The 25,390-nt window shown below is 51.3% G+C and carries 20 protein-coding genes, 2 tRNA genes and 1 rRNA gene; 1 reads left to right on the forward strand and 22 read right to left on the reverse strand.

Features of this window, described 5'->3' with window-relative positions:
* The 19 genes from DW965_RS08435 to ispG all read right to left on the reverse strand — a co-directional run.
* Nucleotides 1-211, reverse strand: a 16S ribosomal RNA gene (locus DW965_RS08435); the annotation flags it as partial.
* Nucleotides 212-435: 224 nt separating this feature from the next.
* Nucleotides 436-525, reverse strand: a tRNA-Ser gene (locus tag DW965_RS08440).
* A gap of 48 nt (nucleotides 526-573) precedes the next feature.
* Nucleotides 574-659, reverse strand: a tRNA-Ser gene (locus tag DW965_RS08445).
* A 250-nt stretch (nucleotides 660-909) separates the two neighbouring features.
* A complete protein-coding gene (ispD, locus tag DW965_RS08450) occupies nucleotides 910-1,638 on the reverse strand; it encodes a 2-C-methyl-D-erythritol 4-phosphate cytidylyltransferase (protein ID WP_117761648.1) in 729 nt (242 codons plus the stop codon).
* A 79-nt stretch (nucleotides 1,639-1,717) separates the two neighbouring features.
* A complete protein-coding gene (gene tsaD / locus DW965_RS08455) occupies nucleotides 1,718-2,743 on the reverse strand; it encodes a tRNA (adenosine(37)-N6)-threonylcarbamoyltransferase complex transferase subunit TsaD (protein WP_022462650.1) in 1,026 nt (341 codons plus the stop codon).
* Nucleotides 2,736-3,659, reverse strand: coding sequence for a ribonuclease Z (locus tag DW965_RS08460; protein ID WP_117761647.1), 924 nt, complete (start codon nucleotides 3,657-3,659; stop codon nucleotides 2,736-2,738). Before DW965_RS08460 ends, tsaD begins: the two co-directional genes overlap by 8 nt.
* Nucleotides 3,660-3,796: 137 nt before the next feature.
* Complete coding sequence (trpA, locus tag DW965_RS08465; RefSeq protein ID WP_055219903.1) at nucleotides 3,797-4,579, reverse strand: tryptophan synthase subunit alpha; 783 nt, start codon at nucleotides 4,577-4,579, stop codon at nucleotides 3,797-3,799.
* On the reverse strand, nucleotides 4,572-5,756 hold the full coding sequence (gene trpB, locus DW965_RS08470; protein ID WP_022462653.1) for a tryptophan synthase subunit beta: 1,185 nt from the start codon (nucleotides 5,754-5,756) through the stop codon (nucleotides 4,572-4,574). The genes trpA and trpB overlap by 8 nt, the downstream gene beginning before the upstream one ends.
* Entirely contained in the window at nucleotides 5,749-6,357 is a 609-nt protein-coding gene (locus DW965_RS08475) for a phosphoribosylanthranilate isomerase (RefSeq protein WP_055219905.1), read from the reverse strand. The genes trpB and DW965_RS08475 overlap by 8 nt, the downstream gene beginning before the upstream one ends.
* Before the next feature lie 53 nt (nucleotides 6,358-6,410).
* Nucleotides 6,411-7,193, reverse strand: coding sequence for an indole-3-glycerol phosphate synthase TrpC (gene trpC / locus DW965_RS08480; protein WP_055219907.1), 783 nt, complete (start codon nucleotides 7,191-7,193; stop codon nucleotides 6,411-6,413).
* Between the two features lie 4 nt (nucleotides 7,194-7,197).
* Entirely contained in the window at nucleotides 7,198-8,217 is a 1,020-nt protein-coding gene (trpD, locus tag DW965_RS08485; RefSeq protein ID WP_055219910.1) for an anthranilate phosphoribosyltransferase, read from the reverse strand.
* A gap of 34 nt (nucleotides 8,218-8,251) precedes the next feature.
* Entirely contained in the window at nucleotides 8,252-8,824 is a 573-nt protein-coding gene (locus DW965_RS08490) for an anthranilate synthase component II (RefSeq protein ID WP_022462657.1), read from the reverse strand.
* A complete protein-coding gene (gene trpE, locus DW965_RS08495) occupies nucleotides 8,821-10,362 on the reverse strand; it encodes an anthranilate synthase component I (protein WP_119198275.1) in 1,542 nt (513 codons plus the stop codon). Before trpE ends, DW965_RS08490 begins: the two co-directional genes overlap by 4 nt.
* Nucleotides 10,363-10,798: 436 nt before the next feature.
* Entirely contained in the window at nucleotides 10,799-11,575 is a 777-nt protein-coding gene (locus DW965_RS08500; RefSeq protein WP_055219913.1) for a hypothetical protein, read from the reverse strand.
* 3 nt (nucleotides 11,576-11,578) lie between these two features.
* Entirely contained in the window at nucleotides 11,579-12,415 is an 837-nt protein-coding gene (locus tag DW965_RS08505; RefSeq protein WP_147398779.1) for a DUF5716 family protein, read from the reverse strand.
* Between the two features lie 20 nt (nucleotides 12,416-12,435).
* On the reverse strand, nucleotides 12,436-12,825 hold the full coding sequence (locus DW965_RS08510) for a hypothetical protein (protein WP_119198277.1): 390 nt from the start codon (nucleotides 12,823-12,825) through the stop codon (nucleotides 12,436-12,438).
* A complete protein-coding gene (locus DW965_RS08515; protein WP_147398780.1) occupies nucleotides 12,807-16,382 on the reverse strand; it encodes a DUF5717 family protein in 3,576 nt (1,191 codons plus the stop codon). The genes DW965_RS08510 and DW965_RS08515 overlap by 19 nt, the downstream gene beginning before the upstream one ends.
* A gap of 101 nt (nucleotides 16,383-16,483) precedes the next feature.
* Entirely contained in the window at nucleotides 16,484-21,073 is a 4,590-nt protein-coding gene (locus DW965_RS08520) for a PolC-type DNA polymerase III (protein WP_119198279.1), read from the reverse strand.
* Between the two features lie 20 nt (nucleotides 21,074-21,093).
* Entirely contained in the window at nucleotides 21,094-22,149 is a 1,056-nt protein-coding gene (gene ispG, locus DW965_RS08525) for a flavodoxin-dependent (E)-4-hydroxy-3-methylbut-2-enyl-diphosphate synthase (RefSeq protein WP_119198280.1), read from the reverse strand.
* A 165-nt stretch (nucleotides 22,150-22,314) separates the two neighbouring features.
* Here ispG and DW965_RS08530 point away from each other — a divergent pair, with 165 nt between their 5' ends.
* On the forward strand, nucleotides 22,315-22,905 hold the full coding sequence (locus tag DW965_RS08530; protein ID WP_330421046.1) for an AAA family ATPase: 591 nt from the start codon (nucleotides 22,315-22,317) through the stop codon (nucleotides 22,903-22,905).
* An 81-nt stretch (nucleotides 22,906-22,986) separates the two neighbouring features.
* On the opposite strand, the gene DW965_RS08535 is transcribed toward DW965_RS08530, so the two are convergent.
* From DW965_RS08535 to DW965_RS08545, 3 genes are read right to left on the reverse strand one after another with little or no spacing between them, the layout of a single operon-like run.
* Entirely contained in the window at nucleotides 22,987-23,340 is a 354-nt protein-coding gene (locus DW965_RS08535) for a hypothetical protein (RefSeq protein ID WP_055219923.1), read from the reverse strand.
* 3 nt (nucleotides 23,341-23,343) lie between these two features.
* Nucleotides 23,344-24,345 (reverse strand): ABC transporter ATP-binding protein, encoded by a 1,002-nt coding sequence (locus tag DW965_RS08540; protein WP_022462666.1) that lies wholly within the window; start codon nucleotides 24,343-24,345, stop codon nucleotides 23,344-23,346.
* On the reverse strand, nucleotides 24,345-25,376 hold the full coding sequence (locus DW965_RS08545; protein ID WP_117761639.1) for an ABC transporter ATP-binding protein: 1,032 nt from the start codon (nucleotides 25,374-25,376) through the stop codon (nucleotides 24,345-24,347). The genes DW965_RS08540 and DW965_RS08545 overlap by 1 nt, the downstream gene beginning before the upstream one ends.
* Between the last annotated feature and the right edge of the window lie 14 nt (nucleotides 25,377-25,390).

The raw sequence follows: 25,390 nt of genomic DNA on the forward strand, positions 1-25,390 counted from the left end.
GCCATGCAGCTCTGTGCGCTTATGCGGTATTAGCAGCCGTTTCCAGCTGTTATCCCCCGGTATGGGGCAGGTCACCCACGCGTTACTCACCCGTCCGCCGCTCAGTCAACCGAAAATCATCCGAAGAATCAATTCAGCCGCTTCGCTCGACTTGCATGTGTTAAGCACGCCGCCAGCGTTCATCCTGAGCCAGGATCAAACTCTCTGATAAAATGTTTGTTCCAAGTTCAAAATCAACATACTAGCTAATTTATCCCTTTTACTGTTTTAAAGGATCTTTCGATCGTTTTGAATTACTTATTCAGAACTTTCGAGGATGTGTTTCATTGTTTAATTATCAAGGTTCTTCACTGTTCTCTCGGTCAGCAACTCGTTTATTTTATCAAACTCATTTGCATTTGTCAAGAACTTTTTTCAACTTTTTTCAAAGTCGAGCGGAGAAGGAGGGATTTGAACCCTCGCGCCGCTATTAACGACCTACTCCCTTTCCAGGGGAGCCCCTTCAGCCAGCTTGGGTACTTCTCCATAGTTTGCCTGATTCATAATCAGATATTCAATTAACTGAGTTTTGAGCGGAGAGGGTGGGATTCGAACCCACGCGCCCTTTCGGACAAACGGTTTTCAAGACCGCCTCGTTATGACCGCTTCGATACCTCTCCGTGTGTGAATTCAAATCTCGGTAACTCCCGAAATCATCTCAGTTTTTGGCTTGTCAGCTTTGCGTTTTTATCTCTCTCGCTCAGCGACATTCGTTATTATATCAGCAGTGTTTCAGAATGTCAACCACTTTTTTGAATTTTTTTTACATTTTTTTCAATTTCTTTTTCGTTTTCGCTGTTTTTCCCCGTTTTGCAATTCACACATTTATTTTTATCTATTTATAGTTTGCTTTCTGTATTTTGCTTTTTTCTATTTTTCTGCCAGAAAGCTCTCTGCAACGAGCAGATCCTCCGGTGTTGTGATTTTTATATTTTCATAGCCGCCTTTTACCATCACTGATGCGATTCCCATCTCCTGCTCCACAACCATGGCATCGTCGGTGATTCCTTCTGTGGAATGCTGCATCAGTTTTTCGAATGCCGGAAACAGAAGCTCTGCTGCAAAGGCCTGCGGGGTCTGTGCCTGCCATACGAGATCTCTTCGCGGGCTTTCCCTGATTTTTCCGTTTTCATCGGTAAGCTTGATGGTATCCTTGACCGGCATGCCAAGGACACAGGCTTTTTCTTCTTTTACACATGCGCAGAGACGTTCCAGCATTTCCTGGTTTAAAAACGGGCGGGCACCATCGTGAATCAGAACGTAATCGGTCTTCTGCTCCTGTTCGCTTTCCAGGCTTTTCAGCGTCTGCAATGCTTTCCAGACAGATTCATACCGTTCCCTTCCGCCTGCGCATACGGAAACAGTTTTCTTAATTCCATATTTTTCGATAATCTCTTTCTGACAGTATTCTATTTTATCCGCACCTGTCACAAGAATGATCTGGTCAATCTCCGGCGAATGTTCAAAAACCTCCAGCGCGTAAACCACGACTGGTTTTCCTCCGATTTCCAGAAACTGTTTTGCTACGCTTCCGCCCATCCGGGTTCCCTTTCCGGCTGCCAGGACAACCACAGTGTATTTTTCTTTCTTCTCGCTCATCTTTTCCTCCGTTTTCTACAAATGCAAAAACTCCGCAGCAGATCTCTCTTCTCCGTTCTGCTGCGGAAGTTTCTTTTTCTTATCGTTCTCCAAGCTTCAGGTTCGGTACGGCATTCAGGTCCCAGCCGTGGCGGGTTCCCTTCTGGTACTCGTAGTAAGCTGCCACACCGATCATGGCCGCATTGTCGGTACAGAAGATCGGGGACGGACGGTAAAAGCGGATGCCCTCTTTTTCACATGCTGCTTCCATCGCCGCGCGGAGTGCCCCGTTCGATGCAACGCCGCCGGCGATCGCCAGACGGTCCATATGGTAATCTTTGGCCGCACGGATGGCATTATCCACCAGAACGTCCACAACGGCCTGCTGGAAGGACGCAGCGATGTCTGCTTCGACAATTGGTTCGCCTGTCATCCGGCATTTGTTCAGATGGTTTAAAACGGCAGATTTTACGCCGCTGAAGCTGAAGTCATACGGCGCATCCTCCATGTGGGCACGCGGGAAGTCGATGGCGTGCGGGTTTCCTTCTTTTGCCAGCTTGTCGATCTTCGGTCCGCCCGGATAGCCGAGTCCGATGGCACGGGCTACCTTGTCGAAGGCTTCTCCGGCTGCGTCGTCTCTCGTTCTTCCGAGGATTTCGAAAGAACCGTAATCTTTTACAATGACAAGATGGGTATGGCCTCCGGAGATGATTTCACACAGGAACGGCGGCTCCAGATCCGGGTGTTCGATATAGTTCGCCGAGACGTGGCCTTCAATATGGTGAACGCCGACCAGCGGTTTCTTTTTTGCATAGGCGATCGCTTTTGCCTCTGCCACGCCGACGAGAAGTGCGCCGACAAGACCAGGGCCGTACGTAACACCGATCGCATCGATATCATCCAGAGTGACATCGGCTTCTTTTAAGGCCGCTTCTACAACCTGGTTGATTTTTTCGATATGTTTTCTGGATGCAATTTCCGGCACAACACCGCCATACAGGGTATGGATGGCGATCTGGGATGAAATAATGTTAGACAGCACACATCTTCCGTTTTTCACGACGGAGGCTGCGGTTTCATCGCAGGAGCTCTCAATTGCAAGAATCAGGGTATCTTTTTCACTCATTTTTCGTTTCCTCTTCAAATAACAGTTCTACTGATCTTCCGTCTTTTCCAAGCTCTGCGGCCGGGAAAATCTTCTGTACCTCATCCATGTACCGCTGCGGGCCGACGAGCGACGGGGAAAAGTGGGTCAGCCACATTTCGGCAACCTCGGCATCTTTTGCCAGTTTTGCCGCCTCGTAGAAGGTCATATGCTTAAATTCTTTTGCTTTTGCCTGTTTTTCCGGCTCGCCGTACATTCCCTCGCAGATGAAAAGGTCGGAGCCTTTCGCATGTTCGGAGATCGACGGAATCGGGCGGGTATCGGTGCAGTAGGTCACCTTCAGTCCCTTTCTGGCAGGGCCGAGGACCATGTCCGGCGTATACGTCTTTCCATCCAGGGTGACAGTCTCGCCTTTCTGCAGCGGATTCCAGCATTTAATCGGAATTTCCTGTGCTTTAGCGCGCTCCACATCGAATTTTCCCTTGCGGGAGATTTCCAGCGAATAGCCGTAGCAGGTGATATTGTGCTGCACGCGGAAGGCTGTGATTTTGTAGCCGTTCATCTCGATCACTTCCTCCGGCGCTGTCACCTCGTGAAATACAATCGGGAACGGCAGCTCCGGGCAGATGACGCGCAGCGAATTGACGACGCGCTCCAGGCCTTTTGGGCCGATCATGGTCAGCGGTTCTCTCCGGTCAGTGTTTCCCATCGTCAGGAGAAGTCCTGGAAGGCCGCTGATGTGGTCTGCGTGGTAATGGGTGAAGCAGATGGCATCAATCGGCTTAAAGGTCCAGCCTTTTTCCTTGATGGCAACCTGGGTTCCCTCGCCGCAGTCGATCAGAAGGCTGCTTCCGTTGTATCGGGTCATCAGGGCGGTCAGGCGTCTGCCTGGCAGAGGCATCATACCGCCTGTTCCCAGTAAACATACATCTAACACGTTTTTCCTCCATATTCTATCCGGCTTTTTCGAAAGCCGGTCAGGTATTTTACGTTGAAAAAGCGTGTCCAAAACGGTTTGTTTCAGACACGCTCTCATCTTAACACAGTTTTTTCAAACACGCAATGACGCGGGTTTTATTTATTTGCTGTCATGACAGCTTCCTTCATCATGCGGACATACGTATAGATGTGCTGCTCCGCATGAGTGCCGTACTTCGCAATCATTTTGACGATAGCGCTTCCGACGATGACACCGTCCGCAATTTTTGCAATGTTGGCCGCCTGATCGGTCGTGTTGATGCCGAAGCCTACGGCTACCGGAATATCGGTTACTTTGCGGATTGCGGCGATCATGGAATCGAGGTCTGTCTTGATCTCGCTTCTGACACCGGTAACGCCCAGAGACGATACGAGGTAGATAAAACCTTCGGCGTCTGCGGCAATTTTCTGGATGCGCTGCTCAGACGTCGGCGCAATCAGGGAAATGACATCTACCTGATGGCTGCGCGCAATATCGTTTAATTCGCCTTTTTCCTCATACGGCATATCCGGGATGATGATGCCATTGATGCCGACTTCCTCGCATTTTGTAAAGAACGGCTCGTATCCGTAATGGAACACCGGGTTTAAGTAGGTCATAAACACCAGCGGAATGTCTGTTTTTTTGCGCACGGAGGCTACCATATCGAAAATTTTATCGGTGGTAGTTCCGGCTTTTAAGGAACGGAGGTCTGCCTCCTGGATGACAACGCCCTCGGCAATCGGATCCGAGAACGGGATTCCGATCTCGATCAGGTCTGCGCCTGCTTTTTCGAGCTCCAGAATATAATTCTCTGTTTTTTCAATGTTCGGGTCTCCGGCTGTCAGAAACGGAATGAATGCTTTGCTGTTTGAAAATGCTTCTGTTACTTTACTCATGAAGATCCCTCCCTCTGTATCTTGCAATGGCTGCTACGTCTTTGTCTCCGCGTCCGGACAGGCAGATGATGATGGAGTCTTCCGGATCAAATTCTTTTGCGATCTTCATCGCATGGGCTACTGCATGGGCACTCTCGATCGCACAGATGATACCCTCGGTTCTTGCGAGGTATTCAAAAGCTTCTACTGCCTCATCGTCCGTTACCGGAACGTATTCGGCGCGGCCGATGTCATGCAGATATGCATGCTCCGGTCCAATGCCCGGGTAGTCAAGGCCTGCGGAAATCGAGTAAACCGGTGCGATCTGACCATATTTATCCTGGCAGAAGTAGGATTTCATACCGTGGAAGACGCCGAGTGTTCCGGTTGCAATGGTTGCTGCAGTCTCTGCGGTGTTGACGCCGCGTCCTGCTGCCTCGCATCCAATCAGGCGGACATTTTTGTCATTGATGAAGTTATAGAACATACCCATCGCATTGCTTCCGCCGCCGACGCATGCCATGACGGCTTTCGGGAGTTTTCCTTCTTTTTCGAGGATCTGCTCTCTTGCCTCTTTGCTGATGACAGCCTGGAAATCGCGGACGATGGTCGGGAACGGATGCGGGCCCATAACGGAACCGAGAACGTAGTGGGTGTCATCGACACGTGATACCCACTCGCGCATCGCCTCATTGACGGCATCTTTTAAGGTCATAGTTCCGGTAGTAACGGCATTTACTTTTGCACCGAGAAGCTCCATCCGGTATACATTGAGGGCCTGACGGTCGGTGTCTTCTTTTCCCATGAAGATCTCACACTCAAGTCCCATCAGCGCTGCTGCCGTTGCGGTTGCCACACCGTGCTGGCCGGCTCCGGTCTCTGCGATGACACGGGTTTTTCCCATTCTTTTTGCGAGGAGGCACTGTCCGAGCACGTTGTTGATTTTGTGGGCTCCGGTGTGGTTCAGATCCTCTCGTTTGAGGTAAATTTTTGCTCCGCCGAGATCCTTTGTCATTTTCTCTGCGTAGTAGAGAAGGGACGGGCGGCCCGCGTAATTTTTCAGCAGGTCATCGAGCTCCTGGCAGAACTCCGGATCGTTTTTATAATAATTGTACTGTTTTTCCAAATTGATAATTTCATTCATCAGAGTTTCCGGTATGTACTGGCCTCCGTGAATACCAAATCTTCCGTCAGACATGTCTTATCCTCCTTATGCATTCTGTGATTTTTTCCGGGTCCTTTACGCCGTCTGTCTCGACACCGCTGCTGATGTCGACGGCGAAGGGATGTGTCTGTAAAATCGCCTGTTCCACATTTTCGGCGTTCAGGCCTCCCGCAAGGAAATACGGGCGGTCCATGTTTCTGATCAGTGACCAGTCGAACGATTCGCCGGTACCGCCTTTTCCGTGGTCGAGAAGGATGTAATCGGCGCTGCTTTTTTTCGCCTTTTCGACGTCCTCCCTGGTTTTGATGGAAAATGCCTTGATCAGTTCCCCGCCGGTGCGGAACCGGAGCGAATGGATATATTCTTCACTCTCATTTCCGTGGAGCTGTGCCAGATCGATGACGCCCTCTTCGAGGTATCCTGCGACAATCGCCGGAAGCTCGTTCACAAAGACGCCGACCGCCTGGATTTCGGGATCCAGATAGCGCCGCAGCGTCACGGCATGTTCTTTTGTAATCTGTCTGCGGCTTTTTGCAAAGACAAAGCCGACATATTCGGGCTTCAGTTCATTCACCGCATCGATGTCTTCCAGCCGTGTGAGCCCGCAGATTTTGATTCTGGTCTGTTCTTCCATAACGTTTGACTCCCCGTGCGCTCTGTTTTGTTTTGCGCACTTACGTTACCACTTTAACACATTGAAGAGAGTTTTTCAAGCTCTGCTTTTTTGTTGCTGCTCCGCATCAGCGTTTCGCCGATCAGAACGGCATCGGTTTTATTCTGATACAGTCTTCCGACATCCTCCGGCGTTTTGATGCCGCTCTCGGATACGAAAACAATGTTTTCCGGGACAAGCTCCCGCAGCCGCTCACTGTTGTGGATATCGACCGTGAAATCTTTTAAGTTGCGGTTGTTGACGCCGATGATCCTTGCTCCGGCGCGCATGGCCTGTGCAACCTCCGCCTCATCGTGGGCTTCCACAAGAGCGGAAAGGCCGAGGGAATGCGCTGTTTCCAGATATTCTTTTAAGGTTTCCTCCGGCAGCAGCGCACAGATCAGAAGGACAGCGGTGGCTCCGAGCACCTTTGCCTCGTAGATCATATAGGGATCCACGGTAAAATCTTTCCGCAGAACCGGGATGGATACGGTTTCTGCAATTTTTTTTAAGTAACGCTTGTCGCCTTTGAAGTATTCCGGCTCAGTCAGGCAGGAAATGGCGGAGGCACCGGCCGCTTCATATTCCTTTGCGATCTCCAGATAGGGGAAATCTTCTGCGATGATGCCCTTCGACGGGGAGGCTTTTTTTACCTCGCAGATAAAGGACATGCCCGGCTTTTTCAGCGTCTGTTCAAACGGGAATCCGGTGTCCGGGTTCATCGCCGTTGCTTTTTCTTTCATTTCTGCAAGAGAACACTTCTCTTTTTCTGCAGCGACACGTTTTCTTGTGGCTTCTGCAATCGTTTCCAGTATCATATGTTTATTCCTCTTCTGCCAATTTATTGGCGAGTGACACAAACTCTTCGAGTTTTTTCTGTGCTTTTCCGCTGTCAATCAGCTCCTCTGCCAGTTTTACAGCGTCCTGCATCGGGATTTCTTTTGCTACATGAAGGGCTGCGGCGGCATTCAGGACAACAGCGTCTCTTGCCGGGCCTTTCTTTCCTGCAAGAATTTCTTTCGTAATTTCAGCATTCTCCTGCGGGGTTCCGCCGACCAGCTCTTCTTTGGTACAGCGGGTCATGCCGAACTCTTCCGGTGTGATGACGTATTCCTCAAACGTTCCGTCCTTGATCTCGCAGACGCTTGTCGGTGCGCTTAAGGAAATTTCATCGAGGCAGTCCTGGCCGTAGACAACCATGCCGCGTTTGACACCAAGATTGGAGAGAACTTCTGCCATCGGGCGGACAAGTGCTTCCTCGTAGACACCCATCACCTGCATCGTGGCTGCTGCCGGGTTGGTCAGCGGTCCGAGGATGTTGAAAATGGTCCGGATGCCGAGCATCTTGCGGACCGGTGCCACGTATTTCATGGACATGTGGTATTTCTGTGCGAACAGGAAACAGATTCCAAGTTTTTCCAGAACTTCTTTGTTTTTCTCCAGCTCCAGGTCGATTTTGACGCCGAGCGCTTCGAGACAGTCGGCTGCGCCGGATTTGCTCGATGCGGCGCGGTTTCCGTGTTTCGCAACTGCGACGCCGCCTGCAGAGATCACAAGGGATGCTGTTGTGGAGATGTTGAAGGAATTGGATTTATCTCCGCCGGTTCCGACGATTTCCAGAACATCCTTGTCATGTTCCATGTGAACACCGTGCTTTCTCATGCCGTTGGCACATGCGGTGATCTCTTCGATTGTCTCGCCTTTCATCGTCATGGCAGTTAAAAATGCGCTGATCTGGATCGGATCGGCTTTTCCTCCCATGATTTCATCCATGGCGCCCTCTGCCATCTCGTAGGTTAAGTTCTCTTTATTTACCAGTTTTACAATCGCTTCCCGAATCATATTCTGTTTCTCTCTTTCTTTGCTGTCCTGTGATCTATCTTGTAATTTTTAAGAAGTTTTCTACCATCTGTCTGCCCTGCGGGGTCAGAATGGATTCCGGATGAAACTGGACTCCGTAGATCTTTTTCTCACTGTCCTCGACTGCCATGACCTCGCCGTCTGCAGTTCTTGCCGTTACCTTTAAGGTTTCCGGCAGTGTCGCTTCATCAGCTGCGAGGGAATGGTATCTTGCAACCGGAACGGTTTCCGGCAGCCCCTGGAATAATTCCGAGGTAAGATCCAGCGTTGTCTCGGACTGTTTGCCATGCATCAGCTGTTTCGCATAGGTGACGGTCGCGCCGTACGCGGCACAGATTGCCTGATGGCCGAGGCAGACACCGAGGATCGGGATCTCGCCGCCTAATTTTTCTACAATCTCCATGCATCGGCCTGCCTGCTCCGGACGGCCCGGTCCGGGAGATAAGATGATGGATGCCGGTGCCAGTGCGCAGATTTCGTCGATCGTCATCTCGTCGTTCCGGATGACCTTCATGTCCGGATTGATCGAACCGGCGAGCTGATACAGGTTATAGGAAAAACTGTCATAATTATCTACCAGCAGTATCATAAGTTGCTTCCTCCTTCTGCCTCCGCAAGTGCGACCATCACGGCCTTTGCTTTGTTGATGCATTCCTGATGCTCTTTTTCCGGTACGCTGTCGGCTACAATGCCGGCACCGGAGCGGACGAACACTTTTCCGTTTTTCTTAAACGCAAGCCGGATTGCGATGCAGGTGTCCATATTTCCGGTGAAATCCAGATAGCCGATCGCACCGCCGTAAATGCCGCGCTTGTTGTTTTCCAGCTCGTTGATGATCTGGCAGGCACGGAGCTTTGGTGCACCGGAGAGGGTTCCGGCCGGGAGAACGGAATCGATGGCATCGACTGCGGTCTTGTCTTTCCGAAGCTGTCCTTTTACGGTGGAACCGATGTGCATGACGTGGGAGTAACGCTCGATTGACATGTATTTTTCTACTTCCACGGTTCCGAAATCACAGATCTTTCCAAGATCATTTCTTCCCAGATCGACCAGCATATTGTGCTCGGCACGCTCTTTTTCATCGGCGAGGAGTTCTTTTTCCAGCCGCTGGTCTTCTTCATAGCTCTTTCCTCTCTGCCGCGTTCCGGCAAGCGGGAAGGTCCGGACCTCTCCGTCCTCGACTTTTACGAGAGTTTCCGGGGATGCACCGACGATCTCGACATCATCACTCGAGAAGTAGAACATGTACGGCGACGGGTTCGTCGTGCGGAGGACGCGGTACGTATCGAGGAGGCTTCCCTCAAAATCAGCTTCGAGCCGGTTGGAGAGAACGAGCTGGAAGAGGTCTCCCTCGTGGATATAATGTTTGACCTGCTCAACTTTCTCACAGTACGCTTTCTCATCGAAGAGCGGGCGGAACTCGGATTTCAGGTGGCCTGCTTTCGTCTCGGCCGGTTTTCCGAAGCGGATCAGCTCTTCCATTTTTTCGAGTTCCTGTACGGCTTTTTCGTAATTTTCTTCGAGATTTTCGGTTTCGATATTAAGCATCAGTACGATTTTCTGACGATAATTATCATAGGCGATGACCTTATCGAACAGCATCAGGTCGACATCTTTGAAATGTTCCTGATCTTCTGCGTCCAGCTTTAAGGTCGGCTCGCTGTACTTGATGTAATCGTAAGAGAAGTATCCAACGAGGCCGCCGGTGAAGGTCGGCAGTGTCGCGATCTTCGGACTTTTATTTTTCTCAATCAGGGTTTTGATGACGGCTCCCGGATGGGCTGTCTTTGCAGTCAGCCGGATCTGTCCGGTCGGAAGCTGTTCTTTGTGGCTTTCCGGAATATCTTCTACTTTTTTCATCTCTGCCGCATCGGCGGTGATTGTCAGGTTTCCGTTGACACAGGTGAGTTCCAGCGACGGATCGTAGCCGAGGAAGGTGTATCTTCCCCACTGTTTTTTATCCTCCACGCTTTCAAGCATGTAGCAGTGGCTGCTGACGCCCTGCAGGACTTTCAGTGTTTCTACTGGTGTACGGATATCCGAATAAATTTCTCTGCTTACCGGGATTTTCCGAAAAGCTCCCGATGCGGCTGCTTTTGAAATTTCTTCTAACGTCATCTGTTTCATCTTGTTATCTCCTCTCCTTGCGTCTGCAAAGGCTGTCATCAACACTGGTCCTCAGAACCAATTTCTGATATACAAAAAACCGCCCCCGGCAAAGAATCACTTTGTTCTTTGCCAAGGGCGGGTATATTTTTATACTCGTGGTGCCACCTTGTTTTGCGATTGCTCACACGCTCTGCAGAATACGATCATATTCCTGGCAACTAACGTATGCCTGCACGTTACAGAATACTCAGACGGTTTCCCGCTTTTCCCTGTACCCTCCGTGGTCCATTTGCTGATCCGCTTTCTGTCCGGCTTCCACCTGCCCGGGCTCTCTGTGAGGGCGCTTCCAACGTTATCTCCACTTCATCGGTTTCGAAGTATTTATTTTTTTCTTATGCGCTGTATTATAGTCCCATTCTTTTTTGCTGTCAAGTAATTTTTTTGTTCTTTTTGTTCAAAGTCCGGTATTTTTATGATATTCCCGTGTCCACGCCGCAAGAGCTTCGTCCAGATCGCGCGGGAGCTCGACCTGCATTGCCTCGGTGATCTGGCGGTCCATCTCCCGTTTCGTCTCGGCGTCCACTTTCCGCTCGGTGCACATCTGCTCATAGGCGTCCTGTCCTTTGCTCATGTAGACCGCAAACAGCCAGCTCTTTAACGCTGCTTTCGTGTGCAGCTCCTCATTTGCTTTCTGAAAACACGTAAGTGCTTCATTCATCTGGAACAGACTTGCGTAGGCACAGCCCATGTTGTTGTAAATACTTCCGGTGAACTGGCTTCCCATGTTGGTTTCGTTTTCCTCGGTATCTTTCAGCGTTTCCTGGTAAACCTGGATCGCATTGATATATTTTTCGTGGTCGACAAGGTAGTCTCCCTTGATTTTTTTCCGCACAATCTCCGGCTGCTCCTCGAACCGTTTCAGGCGCTCATTCATCTCACGGAACTGATCGTGGGAAAGATAATTGATCTCCTTGAAGATCGGCAGGATAAACTCACCGATGTTCTTTTTCTCCTCCAGAAGGACGTAGAGACGCTGGTACAGTCTTCTTAAGTGGAGTTCTTCTTTCATCCACACCAGCAGCTGCTCGTTAATGATGGTCTCGTCCAGCAGATAGATGTTGTGGTACAGATAATAGCACAGTTCCTCGATGGAATATATATTTGTGCTGATGTTGGAAATATAATACGGATTTTTCGCCCGTTTGACCTGACATAAAATATAACCGCTCATCGTTTACACCTCCCCCATCGTCTCGTGCCAGATTTTGTGGCTTGCCGGGAACATATCGCCAAACCCTAAATCCTCTGCGGTGATCTGACACGTAACCGGAGAATCATACTCCAGACGCAGACGGATCCGTGTTGTCTTCGGCGGCCGTTTGGGCAGCCCGTCCAGCTTCATGGTATAGCGGTTTCGTTTTCCGCTTTCCATGGAGCTTACAACAAATTCCAGCTCCTCCGTTCCGTCGAGGATCAGCTCACATTCTTTTTCTGCTTCATACCAGTTCACACCGGCTGCAATCAGCGCATAGTATGCCGGAGAACCATTGATCGTCATCTCCATGCCGATGTTGTAGCGCACGAGGTCATTTCCGAGGAAGAGATAGCCCTTTAAGCGGCGCTCCTCCACTTTTTCGCGCGCGGAAAAGCAGGCGCCCTGTGCAAACAGGTTCGTTCCGCCGAAGATTCTTCTCTGGTTTTTCTTTAACTGACGCAGAGAGTTGTCGGCCCAGGCAAGGTCGAACTCCTCGCTCACCAGAAATACGCTGGAATAAATTTCATTCCCCATCGCTTCTCCCATCAGATGGCAGAAATCGCGGTCGCGCTCCATCGGCTCGATCGAAAGTGCGGCTTTTGGCCCTCGTTTTACGGTCACAGTTGCCGGCTTCGTTTTACGGCTGATGGAAAGTTCAGAAAACGATGCCTCCTCATCTTTCAGGAAAAACAGACCGACTTTACGGCTCCAGAGCTCCGGCTTCTGGTTCAGCACATGGCAGTAAAAGCTCTCGTCATGCTCCTGCAGGTAGGCTCTGCCGCGCGGAAGTCCGATTATCTTGTATGCTTCACGCACATTTTCCACAAATGGACGGGTCAGATGGCCGTGGTGATCATCATCGCCTGGATCTGCTGGTCCGGGCGCTCGATGCCGATCATCTTCAGTGCTTCGCGAAGGAACGTGCCAAGGACTTCTCCCGGCGTGTAATCCCGGTTTTCGATCTGGCAGATGCGGGATCCCATGCAGATCTCGTACAGATTGTCCAGCCAGATGCCGTTTTCCGCGTGAGCAGATTTTTCTGCATCCGGTCCTGTTTTCCACGTTTCCTCATTCCGTTTTTTGGCAATGGCGGTCGGAAATTCCACCGCCTCTTCTCCTTCTTTTACCGGGATGGAGACGGCCGTATGGGTTCCCCTGTCATAGCAGCAGAACTGGGAATATTTCTCTCCAAAATCAAATCCTAAAATCAAATTTTTCTGTTCCATGTCGTATCCTCCTGCTGCTTCTTTTCATCCACAAGTGCAAAACAGTTCCGAACCAGAGCCTCCTGCTGCAGATACTTTTGGAATGCTTCTTCTGCTTTTTCCGAATCTCCTGCCGCGCGCGCTGCTTTCATCTGATTCAGAAGCTGGTACCGCGTCTTTCCTGCTTTTGGTTCGCCGGTCATGGAGACGGTTTTCACCTCTGTTTTTCCCTCACCCTGACGGTTCGTAAAGGTCAGGTAATACTCCATTTTCTCGCCGTAGAACAGCAGAAACTCTTTCACAAAAATGCCCTGATACATATTGCGCATCGGTTCGCTCTTCCATGTTTCTTCGGCGTTTGTCCGGTAATGAATCGTCACCTTTGCCTCCGCTCTCTGGCGCTCCTCGATGAACATGCGGTCGCCGATCTGGAAGCCTTCGGTCAGGTGCTCCGGCAGATCCTTGTAGAAGGCAAAGCGGAGTCCCTGTTTCGTAAACGCCAGAAGCAGGGTATGCGCCTCTTTTTCTTCCTCCTCAGAAAGCTGCGGCTTCGTGGAAAGATGTTTCAGCATCGCAAGATGGCAGATCTCGTCCAGCTCCCAGCCCTGTTTCCAGGCGCGGTCCAAGTAGTCAAACATCTGATCCGAAAGCGGTTTTCCGTCCATAAAATAGCCGATCGCAAGATACGTCAGGTATGCCAGAATGACATGCTCTTTTCCGCTCTGTCGGATGTAGTTCTCCAGCATTTCCTGCTCCCACTTCGGGTGGCTGCGCACAAAGACGGACCAGGTCAGAATGCGCTCCTCCAACTTGTCGCTCTCCATCTGGAAGCCGCGGATTTTATCCCATAAACTGCACATATCCTCAATAGAACCGGTGAAATAATCTCTCAGATAGCACAATACAATTTCATCGTAAATGCCCTGTTTTACCACGTAGGATGCCAGATAGAGAAGCTCCTCGTCCTCTGTAAACTCTTTTTCCAGAATCATCGCATGCGCCAGACGGAAGAGACACGACACCGGGATCTTTTCGTAGCCGTACCGATCCGTCAGGGCAAAGGCGCGGCTGTAACAGCCGTAGCGTACCAGAAGCTCGATCGTAGAAATACGGTCCACCTTTGCGTAAGCGCTGTCCTCCAGCTCTGCAACAGCCGCCTCGGTCTCACGCTCATCCGGATGGGCAAGATAGTATTCCAGCAGTTTCTGACGCACTGTTTTCCGGTAAGCACTGGAAAATGCGCTCGTGCGCGCTGCCTGCTGATACCAGGCAAGATTTTCTGCAGTAAGCTGCATCTCCTCTTCCTGCTCCCCGCACAGGTGTAGCAGCAGACCCGGATTTTCAATGGCAAAACCGCCGCAGGCACGGGCAAGCTCTTCATCCGTAAACAATGGCTCTACGCGGCAGGTTTCTGTCACCGCATATCTTCTGCGCTGCTCATCTTCGAGAAGAATCCGCGCTTTTTTGCCGTACAGACGGATATAAGCACCCTGTTCCGTCATCGGATAAGACGTTTCGCCCGCCATCGCCGGATGGCAGACGATCACACGCGTGATTTTCGGATTTTCACACGTTACATGATGGGTAAACAGCACATTTGCGATCGCTTTTGCGCTGTCGGGATCTTCCGGTTTTTTCAGAAAAGTCCGGTACAGTGCAGCATATTCGCGGTTCATGCGGCCTTTCTGGATCTGTCTTGCCGTGAAAACCTCCATCGCCGGGCGGTAGCTCTGGAATGTATGGCGGTCTTTTTCGCGGTTTTTGATCACGTTGGCGTAGATCAGCGCTTTCTTCTGGCCTGCCAGTGTGTTGCTGTAGGAGAAATACATCCGGATGACCTGCGGAAGAACCTCGTCGAACGACGCATCCATCGTTTCGATATAGTACTCGTACAGGCGCGTGATGCGGATGTTCCGCTCCACGGCTTTTGCATACCACGGGAAATATTCCTTCCGCACCGGGCGGCCCTTCATCACCAGTTTGCAGATGGCTTCGAGCACTTCATCGGATGGAAAACGCTCATAGCCCGCAGTCAGGATCTGATAGACATTCTCATCGAACGTTTTCATCGTCTCTGTAAGATAAGCGGCCCGTTTTAACAGTTCCCCGCTTAAAATGCCTTCTTTCTGCGCAAATTTCAGCACCTGAACGGTGAACGGCGAAATCCGGCGGAGCTGTCCCTCCTGGCGGAGATAGAGCTGTGCCGCATCCAGATACAGAAGCGGGCTCTTGCACCCGCACTCATAGCAAAGTTCCATCGCGTAGAGCTGACGGGTCAGCGACTGCTGCCAGGAATCGTCGGCATCAATGGCAAGCTTTAGCAGAAAATAGCTTGCACTCTCCTGCCGCATCAGTGTTCCAAGGCGTGATACCAGCCCGGTATGGCCCACTTCCATTTTCAGCTTCCATGCCAGATACAGGTACGCTCCTTTTTTCTCCGCGGTGTCCAGCAGTTCCTGATGCTCTTTTACGTAAGAAAGCGTTTCTCTTGCTTTTCCGGTTTCCTCATGGCTCTCGTACAGCCATGCTTTTCCCAGCGTCACCCACGCCATGTCTCCGCCGGCTTTTTCGAACTGCTCGATGGCCTCCCAGGTGTCCTGATACCAGGTACGGTAGTCGCGTTTATGGACTGCCAGATCGAGATAGCCGCGCGCGATGGCAGTTATCTGACGGTCGCGCTCCGTATTTTTCCTGCTGGTCACATGCTTTTCGCTGTTTGTCACTTCCAGTTCAAAGCGAAGCTCCTGTTTTCCCTGACGCACCGTAATTCTGCCGTAATGGCGGCCGTTTCCGATTTTCTCCTGATGGATAATGTATTCCACACCGTAGACGCTTCCGATGAAATCTTCTGAAGTGACGACTTTCTTTTCCACTTCCAGAAAGTCTCCCTGCACCTCGATTTCCATGCGGACGTAGCCCCAGGTATTTTTATACAGATACAGTGTTTCCTTGCGCGGCTGGTCCACGGTAAGCACAGTTTTCTCCGGCTGTTCCGCCGAAAGCATCACCGGCTCTTTCTGACCGAGGGCAACCAGAAATTCCTCCAGATGCTGAAATGTCACCGGCTTGTGGGACAGTCCCTGATAAAGTGCCATCTGCTCCGGTGCCTCTTTCTGAAGAAGACGTGCAAACTCTTTTTTTACAAAGAAGCGGTACGCTGCGCCGAAATCATGGCTTGCCAGATGCACAAAATCTGCCAGGGAATGAATCTCCTGTCCGGAAATGTTCATTGTCTTTCCCGCAATCGAGACGTGTACCCGCACGCAGCGTTCCTCCAGATTGCTGCTGACGGTGATGTTTCCACAGATTTCATCGCCTGCTTTTAATCCGCTGGTATCCACGCCGTACTCAATCGTACTCGCCGTTCCCTGGAACTGATTTTTCGCCAGAACGATTCTCTGATGATCTGTGGTCACAATTCCTTTTACTCTTCTCCCGTCTTCCGCTCCGATATTCAGCTCTCCGCGGAAATTCTGCCCCTCGTCCAGCGTCAGGGCCACCTCCGTCTCGGACAGCAGCAGATGGGGAACCTCATATTCAAATCTGCCGTTCAGCAGTTGTTCCAATCTTCTTCTCAATGTTTTTCACCTTATTTTATCTAAATCGTTTTCGTTCTTTTCCACAACGTCTGATTATACCCCAAGACGCACGGGATTGCAACGGAAAGGGGACGCTCCTTTTAATAGTCGAACAGCGAAAACTGGTTGCTTTCGGGCAGATCTCCGAAGACACCTAGGTCCGCCATAAAGTCGATAATCGTCTTGCTGACCTTGGTGCGGTCGCGGAAATCATCTTTCGAGAGGAATTTTCCGTTTCGTGCCGCAAGGACAACGGCATCGGCCGCCTTGTCGCCCAGACCCTCGATCGAGTCGAGCGCCGGCATCAGATGTTTGTCATCGTAGACCTGGAAGCGGTGCGCCTGTGCCTTATAGAGGTCCACCGGCACGAAATCGAAGCCGCGGGCGTACATTTCCTGGACAATCTTCATATCCTTGACGGTTGCCTGCTCCTTCTGAGTCAGCGTGTCTTTCCGTTTTTCGTAATCTTTCATATAATATTCCAGCCGGTCGCGTCCCATGCACATGAGCTCGTAGGAGAATGCGGACGCACGAATGGAGAAGTACGCCGCATAGTACGCCAGCGGATAGAAAATTTTATAGTAAGCGATGCGGTACGCCATCATGACGTACGCCGCCGCGTGGGCTTTCGGGAACATGTACTTGATCTTTTTACATGACCAGATGTACCAGTCCGGCACATCGTGGGCCTTCATCTCCTCTTCCCACTCCGGCTTTAAGCCCTTTCCTTTTCGCACGCTCTCCATGATCGTAAAGGAAAGCTCACTTTCGAGTCCCTTGTCGATCAGGTAGATCATGATATCGTCCCGGGTACAGATGGCGGTGGAAATCGTTGCCTTGCCCTCCTCGATCAGGGTCTGCGCATTGCCGAGCCATACGTCGGTTCCGTGCGACAGACCGGAGATACGGATCAGATCGGAGAACGACTGCGGCTTCGTGTCCAGAAGCATCTGAATAACGAAATCGGTACCGAACTCCGGCACGCCAAGACATCCAAGCGGGCAGCCACCGATGTCCTCCGGCTTGATGCCGAGCGCCTCGGTGCTCTTGAACAGCGACATGACCTCCGGGTTATCGAGCGGAATCGTCTGCGCATCAAGGTGCGTGATATCCTCGAGCATACGGATCATGGTCGGATCATCGTGTCCGAGAATGTCGAGCTTTAAGAGGTTGGCATCAATGGAGTGGTAATCGAAATGGGTCGTAATAATGTCGGTTGTCATATCGTTCGCCGGATGCTGCACCGGGGTGAAGGAGTTGATATCCTCACCGAACGGCAGAACGATGATACCGCCCGGGTGCTGGCCGGTGGTACGGCGGATGCCGGTGCATCCTTCCACGATCCGGTCGATCTCGCAGTTCCGTTTGTGCTGGCCGCGCTCTTCGTAATAGTTCTTCACGTAACCGAACGCTGTTTTATCCGCCAGCGTACCGATGGTTCCCGCACGGAACGTCTGACCGGCGCCGAAAATAACCTCTGTGTATTTGTGCGCCTTACTCTGGTAATCACCGGAGAAGTTCAGGTCGATATCCGGCTCTTTGTTTCCCTTGAATCCAAGGAACGTCTCGAACGGAATGTCAAATCCGGCTTTTTTCAGCGGCTTGCCGCAGTTCGGGCAGACGGCGTCCGGCATATCGCATCCGGCACGGCCGACGTACTCTTTGACGCGCGGCGAATCGAACTCGCTGTAATGGCACGACTCGCAGTAGTAATGCGGGCTCAACGGGTTTACCTCCGTGATTCCCGCCATCGTCGCAACGAACGAGGAACCGACGGAACCACGCGATCCTACGAGGTAGCCGTCCTCGTTCGACTTCCACACTAGTTTCTGTGCGATGATGTACATAACGGCATATCCGTTGGAAATAATGGAGTTCAGCTCCCGTTCGAGGCGCGCGGAAACGATCTCCGGCAGCTCCTCGCCGTAGATTTCATGCGCGCGGTCGTAACAGATTCTCCGCAGTGTCTTGTCGGAATCCTCGATGACCGGCGGGAATTTTCCGGCACGGATCGGGGAGATTTTCTCGACAAGGTCGGAGATTTTGCGCGGATTGGTGATGACGACCTCCTCCGCTTTCTCACTTCCGAGATACGAAAACTCTTCAAGCATCTCCTCGGTGGTGCGCAGGAACAGCGGTGCCTGCTCATCCGCGTCGTCAAAACCTTTTCCGGTCATGATGATGCGGCGGTAGATCTCGTCCTGCGGATCCATGAAGTGGACGTCGCACGTTGCCACAACAGGCTTATGGAACTGCTCGCCAAGTTTGACGATGCGCCTGTTGATCTCCTTTAAATCCTCCTCGCTCTCTACGGCAGAAACGTCCTCTTTTTTGATCATGAACGCGTTGTTGCCGATCGGCTGGATTTCCAGATAATCGTAGAAGTCCACGAGACGCGCAATCGCCGCATCCGGTTCACCGCGCAGGATTGCCTGGTAGAGTTCGCCCGCCTCGCAGGCAGATCCGATCATCAGACCGTCCTGGTATTTCAGGTAGACGCTCTTTGGCAGCTTCGGCCGGCGGTTGTAGTATTTCAGGTGGGATTCCGACACGAGGCGGTACAGATTGACACGTCCCGTCTCGTTCTTTGCCAGAATGATCGCATGGTACGATGGAAGCTTGCGCACAGCCTCCTCCGATACTTTTCCCTGCGCATTCAGGTCATCCAGAGTCAGAATATTGCGCTCCTCCAGCATTTTTACGAATTTCACGAAAATTTCCGCCGTACAGCCGGCATCGTCCACCGCACGGTGATGGTTTTCCAACGATACGCCGACCGCCTTCGCAACGGTATCCAGCTTGAAACGGTTCAGGCCCGGCAGCAGGAAACGCGCCATGGCGACGGTGTCCGCCGTTGTAAATTCCCGCTCGATCCCCTGCAGGACGCAGTTGTGCTCGATAAAGCTCATATCGAACGAAGCATTGTGGGCAACCATAACGGCTCCCTCACTGAACTCCAGGAATTTCGGCAGCACCGTTTCGATGTCCGGCGCGTCAAGAACCATGTTGTCGTTGATGCCGGTCAGGTTCTCAATCCGGAACGGGATCGGGACTTTCGGGTTGACGAAGGTGGAAAACTTATCGACAATCGCTCCGTTTTCCACACGGACGGCACCGATCTCAATGATTTTGTTGACAACCGGGGAAAATCCCGTCGTCTCGATATCGAAAACAACGTAGCTTCCGTGGATATCCTGTCCTTTGCTGTTGACAACGATATCTTTCAAGTCGTCGACGAGATAAGCCTCCATGCCGTAGATGACCTTGAACGGAGCCGAAACTTTTTTCAGCTCATCTTTTGTCGCATCCGGGTGCTCTGCCTGGTATTTTTTCCGGTAAGCGCCGTCGATCGCCTCGATCGCATGGTTTGCCTCCGGGAAGGACTGCACCACGCCGTGATCGGTGATCGCGATCGCCGGATGGCCCCACTCATAGGCACGCTGTACCAGACGGGCAGCATCGGTGACACCGTCCATATCGCTCATCTTTGTATGGCAGTGCAGCTCCACACGCTTCACCGGACTCGTATCCTGACGGCCGGTACGGAAATCGGTGATCTTCTTGATGCCCCAGACAGACATAACCGTCAGATCGTGGTCGAACGCATCAACCGTCGTTTTTCCTTTTACTTTAATGAATGCGCCTTTTTTGATCGCATCCTTTAATTCCGGCACTTCCGCGTTCTGGACGAAAATCTTGACGCCGATGGTATCCGTAAAGTCGGTGATCGTGAACATGAAAATCGTACGCTCATTCCGGATCTCGCGCATATCCACACTCTGGACTCTTCCTCGGATGACAACATCACCGATCTCATCGCCGATTTTCAGAATCTCCACGCTCTCATCCTCGAAATCTCTTCCGTACAGCACATCCGGATTGGAGGATTTGCGCGGCTGATTGTCCGCATTCCGGCCGAAACTGCCCTTGCCTTTTTTGAAGGAACCGCGTCCACCGCCGGAAAAACCTTTTCCCCTTCCGCCGTCTGCTGCTTTTTCTTTTTTCGCCTCGCCGTCCTTGGCTGCTGCGGATGCTTTTGGCTGTTCGCCTGCTGCTTCCGCCTGCTCTTCCATCCGGTTCTGCTCTTTTTCGCCGAGCATCTCACCGTAATGGGTATGCGCCAGAACGTGGCGCACTTCCTCCCGGATGCGGAGCTCGGAATTTCTCATGGCGCTGCTCTCGCCCTCCGGCTTTCTCATCTCGGTTTCCACGATCAGGTCGAAGCCGCACCGCTCACAGAAGATTTTCTCGAGAATGTGGACCAGCTCCTCCTCGCGCTCCTTTGCCACAACGGAATCCACGAGCACCAGGTGCATTTTGTTCGTCTCCGGGAAGGTAATCTCGGCAGTCGAAAACAGATGATTCAGAAAGACACTGTGGTTTTTCAGCTCGAGCAGGATACTCGGACGGTACACCTCCAGAAAGTTTTCCGGCGTATACTGGCGCGACAGATAGAACCGCTCAATAATCTTCACGCGCAGCGGCACGTTGGAAAAGAGCTGCTCCTCGATCTGGCGCTCAAGCTGATAAATATATTTTTTGTGAATCCACTGATGGCTGACCACATAGATCCGCAGCAGATCTTTTTTCTTATTGATCGATACCCGTGAAACCTCCACGGTATCGAGAAGCTCTGCCATGCCCCCTTCGATTCTCAAATCCGGAAATACTTCCTGAAACTGTTTTTCCATTCCTATTCCTGCTTTCTTTTCTACTTGCTCCAGTGATCCAGCTCGTCCTTTAAGACGGACAGCAGCTCGCTCTCCGGTACTTTTTTCACGATTTCACCTTTTTTAATTAAAATGCCGACGCCTTTTCCGCCTGCAACACCAAGATCCGCCTCTTTTGCCTCGCCCGGTCCGTTGACCACGCAGCCCATGACGGCAACCTTGATATCAAGATCGTAGCCCTGCACCAGTGTTTCCACCTGGTTTGCCAGTCCGATCAGGTCAATCTGGGTCCGTCCGCAGGTCGGACACGATACGACCTCAATGCCGCCTTTTCGAAGTCCCAGGGTCTTTAAGATCCGTTTTGCGGATTTGATTTCCTCGAGCGGATCGCCGGTCAGGGAAACACGGATCGTATCTCCGATGCCCTGATATAAAATAATACCGAGTCCCACTGCCGATTTGATGTTGCCGGAATACAGCGTTCCTGCCTCCGTAATGCCGACATGAAGCGGATGATCCGTCTGGTTCGTGATCAGCTCATGCGCTTTTGCACACATCATCACATCAGACGATTTGATGCTGATGACGAGATTGTCATAGCCCATCTCCTCGATGATCCGCACTTTGTCGAGCGCGCTCTCCACCAGGCCCTCTGCCGTTACGCCGTTGTATTTTTCCACCAGCTCTTTTTCGAGTGAACCGCTGTTGACGCCGACGCGGATCGGAATCTGGCGTTCTTTTGCTGCATCTACAACCGCCTGGATCCGGTCGCGGCTGCCGATGTTGCCCGGGTTGATGCGGATTTTATCGGCTCCGTTTTCGATCGCGGCGATCGCCAATCGATAGTCAAAATGAATATCTGCTACAAGCGGAATCGAGATCTGCTTTTTGATCTCGGACAGCGCCTTGGCTGCCTCCATGGTCGGGACGGCGCATCGGATAATGTCACATCCGGCTTCCGTGAGCGCCTGGATCTGCTTTACGGTTGCCTCCACATCTTCTGTTTTGGTATTCGTCATGGACTGGATCAGAATCGGATTTCCGCCTCCGATGACTCGGTCGCCGATTTTCACAACTCGTGTATTTGCTCTGCTCATTGTCTTTCCTCCATTTATTTTCTCCGTGATGGCATAAAAATCTTATTTTATTATAAGACAATTTTTTCTCCGGCACAACCGTCTTTTCTCTTGCAATTTTTTCCCAAATTTTCTATAATACTAGGAGTGATTTTTTTTGATTCAACTGGAAAGGAAGACATACAAATGATGAAAAAGATGATCCTCGTAACCTCGCCGCCGGCGTGCGGAAAGACATACATTTCAAAACAGCTCGCCAAGGAGCTGAAACACGTTGTTTATCTCGACAAGGATACGGTCATTCCGCTGTCGAACCGCGTTTTCAAAGCGGGCGGACAGGAAATCAACCGCAGTTCTGATTTCTTCGAGGAGAATATCCGCGATTATGAATATGAAGTAACGGTCAATTTCGGACTGGAAGCACTCGAGTATGACGATATTGTGCTGATCAACGCACCATTCACACGCGAAGTGCATGATGAGAAGTTCCTGAAAGACTTCTCCAAAAAGCTCGCTGACCATGGGGCAAAGCTTGTTGTGATCTGGGTTGTCACAAAACCGGAGATCTGCCACCAGCGCATGATCGACCGCAACTCCGTGCGCGATACGTGGAAGCTGGAGCACTGGGATGAATATGTGAAAACGATCGACTACTCCATCCCGGAAGCACTGAAGAAAATGAGCAGCTGCCTCGATCTGATGCTGTTCTACAATTCTTCGGATGAAGAATATCAGAAATCCATGGAGATGGTTATCTCCCGTCTCGAAGACGAATAACGACTAAACGAAAAAAGAGAATTTTGCCGGACCTCATTTTTACAGTCTGCAAAATTCTCTTTTTATTTATAGAAACTATTTTCACATCCGATACAAAAGATAATCCGCCGCTGCCGCCCACAGCACCCAGGAAACGCAGAGAACTGCGAACACACTCTTATATCCGAGCACGGCAAAGTGGACGCGCCATTTTTCCTTCTGCGTGAATTTCTCCGGGTTTTTGCCTTTTACCATCAGCATTCCAGCGATCACGAACATGCCGAGGGCCGCGATCAGCAGCAGGCCGTCTTTCGCCGCCTCAAGGGCAGCGCGGAACGTGAATCCCCCAAAGAGGAATCCTCCCAGCAGCAGCACAGCTGCCGCAGCGCCGCCGGAGAGCAGGCCGATTGTAAATGCTTTGCCGAGATCACGGCAGATGTTCTTTATCTTTTCCATGTTTTATAATTCCTTATTTTCTTCTAACGCATCGCAGAAATGACATGCCACAAAGTGATTGTTGCCCACGTCTTTTAATTCCGGCATCTGCTGTCGGCAGATGTCCTTTGCGTACTTGCATCTTCCCTGGAATTTGCAGCCCGGCTTCGTGTTGATCGGGCTCGGCACCTCGCCTTCGAGGCGGATTTTTTTGCGGTCGCGCTCTGCCTCTACTTTCGGGTCCGGAATCGGAATCGCGGAGAGCAGTGCCTGTGTGTACGGGTGGCGCGGGTTGGCGTACAGCTCCTCGGATGTCGTCAGCTCGACGAGCGTTCCCAGATACAGAACCGCCACACGGTCGGAAATATGTTTGACCATCGACAGATCATGCGCAACGAAAAGATAGGTCAGACCCATCTTCTTCTGTAAGTCCACAAGCAGGTTGACGATCTGCGCCTGAATCGAAACGTCGAGTGCGGAGATCGGCTCATCGAGAACGATGAACTCCGGCTGCACGGCAAGCGCACGCGCGATACCGATTCGCTGGCGCTGTCCGCCGGAAAACTCGTGCACGAAACGGTTCGCATGCTCGCGGTTCAGTCCGACCAGCTCCAGATATTTGTAGATCATCTCCTGGCGCTCTTTTTTATTCTTCGCAAGATGATGGATATCGATTCCCTCACCGATGATATCGGCAACGGTCATACGCGGGTCGAGCGATCCATACGGATCCTGGAACACCATCTGCACCTGTTTTTTGAAGGCAAACCGCTCTTTTCCGTTTAATGCATGGACATCGGTTCCCTTGTAGAGCACCTGTCCGTCGGTCTTGTCATACAGGCCGATGCAGGTACGGCCGCACGTCGTCTTTCCACATCCGGACTCGCCAACCATTCCAAGTGTCTCACCCTTGTAAATTTCGAAGGAGACATCATCCACGGCCTTTAAGGTCGCATGGTTTCCGACCTGAAAATATTTTTTCAGATGGGAAACGGAAAAAAGCACTTCTTTTTCGTTATTTTCCATTACAGTTCTCCTCCTTCCAGATTTGGCATTTCTACTTTTGGTGCCATCGGGTGATGGAGCCAGCAGGCAGCCTTATGCTCGCCGCCGAATTCCGTTACCTCCGGCATCTCTTCCTTACAGATCGGCATACAGTAGCTGCACCGCGTGCAGAACGGACATCCGACCGGCGGGTTTAAAAGATCCGGCGGAGTTCCCGGAATTGTCGCGAGTTCCTGCTTGTTTTTCAGATCCAGACGCGGTACGGAACGGATCAGCGCCCAGGTATACGGGTGACGCGGACGATAGAAAATGTCCTCACACGTTCCGCTCTCCACGATGATGCCGGAATACATGACAGCAATCTTCTGTGCGATATTTGCCACAACACCGAGATCATGTGTGATCATGATGACGGATGTCTGATTTTTCTTCTGCAGATTCTTGATAATATCGAGAATCTGTCCCTGAATTGTCACATCGAGCGCGGTCGTCGGCTCGTCACAGATCAGAATTTTCGGATCACAGGCAAATGCAATCGCGATCATAACACGCTGACGCATACCGCCGGAAAATTCGTGCGGATACTGTCTGACACGTTTTTCCGGCTCCGGGATGCCGACCATGCGCAGCATCTCGACAGCCTCCTTTGCCGCTTCCTGTTTTGTCATGTTTTTGTGGCCCATCAGATTTTCCATAATCTGTTTTCCGACACGCATCGTCGGATTTAAGGAAGCCAGCGCATCCTGGAAAACGATTGCACACTCGCCGCCTTTGTAATGCTGCCACTGTTTTTTGTTGTATTTCAGAATATTCTCTCCATGATAGAGAATTTCACTGTTCTCTTTAATCTCACCCTGCGGGGCCTTGATGAGGCCCATGATGGATTTCGCCGTTACAGATTTTCCGCAGCCGGATTCGCCCACAATTGCGAGCGCCTGACCTTTCTCGAGAGAAAACTGTACACCGCGGACTGCCTTTACTTCACCGGCATAGGTGTGATAAGAGACTCTTAAGTTTTTTACTTCCAGAATCGGATTGTTTTGTTCGTTCATATCGTTATCTCCAC

Source organism: Blautia sp. AM47-4 (genome assembly GCF_003479865.1).
GTDB classification, from domain to species: domain Bacteria; phylum Bacillota; class Clostridia; order Lachnospirales; family Lachnospiraceae; genus Fusicatenibacter; species Fusicatenibacter saccharivorans.

What these genes read in the sequence shown, in the direction of transcription:
- DW965_RS08530 (WP_330421046.1), top strand. Translation starts at nt 22,315, where the DNA reads ATGATGAAAAAGATGATCCTCGTAACCTCGCCGCCGGCGTGCGGAAAG.
- DW965_RS08545 (WP_117761639.1), bottom strand. Translation starts at nt 25,376, where the DNA reads ATGAACGAACAAAACAATCCGATTCTGGAAGTAAAAAACTTAAGAGTC.
- DW965_RS08490 (WP_022462657.1), bottom strand. Translation starts at nt 8,824, where the DNA reads ATGATACTGCTGGTAGATAATTATGACAGTTTTTCCTATAACCTGTAT.
- trpE (WP_119198275.1), bottom strand. Translation starts at nt 10,362, where the DNA reads ATGAAACAGATGACGTTAGAAGAAATTTCAAAAGCAGCCGCATCGGGA.
- trpB (WP_022462653.1), bottom strand. Translation starts at nt 5,756, where the DNA reads ATGTCTGACGGAAGATTTGGTATTCACGGAGGCCAGTACATACCGGAA.
- DW965_RS08535 (WP_055219923.1), bottom strand. Translation starts at nt 23,340, where the DNA reads ATGGAAAAGATAAAGAACATCTGCCGTGATCTCGGCAAAGCATTTACA.
- trpA (WP_055219903.1), bottom strand. Translation starts at nt 4,579, where the DNA reads ATGAGTAAAGTAACAGAAGCATTTTCAAACAGCAAAGCATTCATTCCG.
- trpC (WP_055219907.1), bottom strand. Translation starts at nt 7,193, where the DNA reads ATGATACTGGAAACGATTGCAGAAGCCACAAGAAAACGTGTCGCTGCA.
- trpD (WP_055219910.1), bottom strand. Translation starts at nt 8,217, where the DNA reads ATGATTCGGGAAGCGATTGTAAAACTGGTAAATAAAGAGAACTTAACC.
- DW965_RS08510 (WP_119198277.1), bottom strand. Translation starts at nt 12,825, where the DNA reads ATGGAACAGAAAAATTTGATTTTAGGATTTGATTTTGGAGAGAAATAT.
- DW965_RS08475 (WP_055219905.1), bottom strand. Translation starts at nt 6,357, where the DNA reads ATGGAAGAACAGACCAGAATCAAAATCTGCGGGCTCACACGGCTGGAA.
- tsaD (WP_022462650.1), bottom strand. Translation starts at nt 2,743, where the DNA reads ATGAGTGAAAAAGATACCCTGATTCTTGCAATTGAGAGCTCCTGCGAT.
- ispD (WP_117761648.1), bottom strand. Translation starts at nt 1,638, where the DNA reads ATGAGCGAGAAGAAAGAAAAATACACTGTGGTTGTCCTGGCAGCCGGA.
- DW965_RS08500 (WP_055219913.1), bottom strand. Translation starts at nt 11,575, where the DNA reads ATGAGCGGTTATATTTTATGTCAGGTCAAACGGGCGAAAAATCCGTAT.
- DW965_RS08520 (WP_119198279.1), bottom strand. Translation starts at nt 21,073, where the DNA reads ATGGAAAAACAGTTTCAGGAAGTATTTCCGGATTTGAGAATCGAAGGG.
- ispG (WP_119198280.1), bottom strand. Translation starts at nt 22,149, where the DNA reads ATGAGCAGAGCAAATACACGAGTTGTGAAAATCGGCGACCGAGTCATC.
- DW965_RS08540 (WP_022462666.1), bottom strand. Translation starts at nt 24,345, where the DNA reads ATGGAAAATAACGAAAAAGAAGTGCTTTTTTCCGTTTCCCATCTGAAA.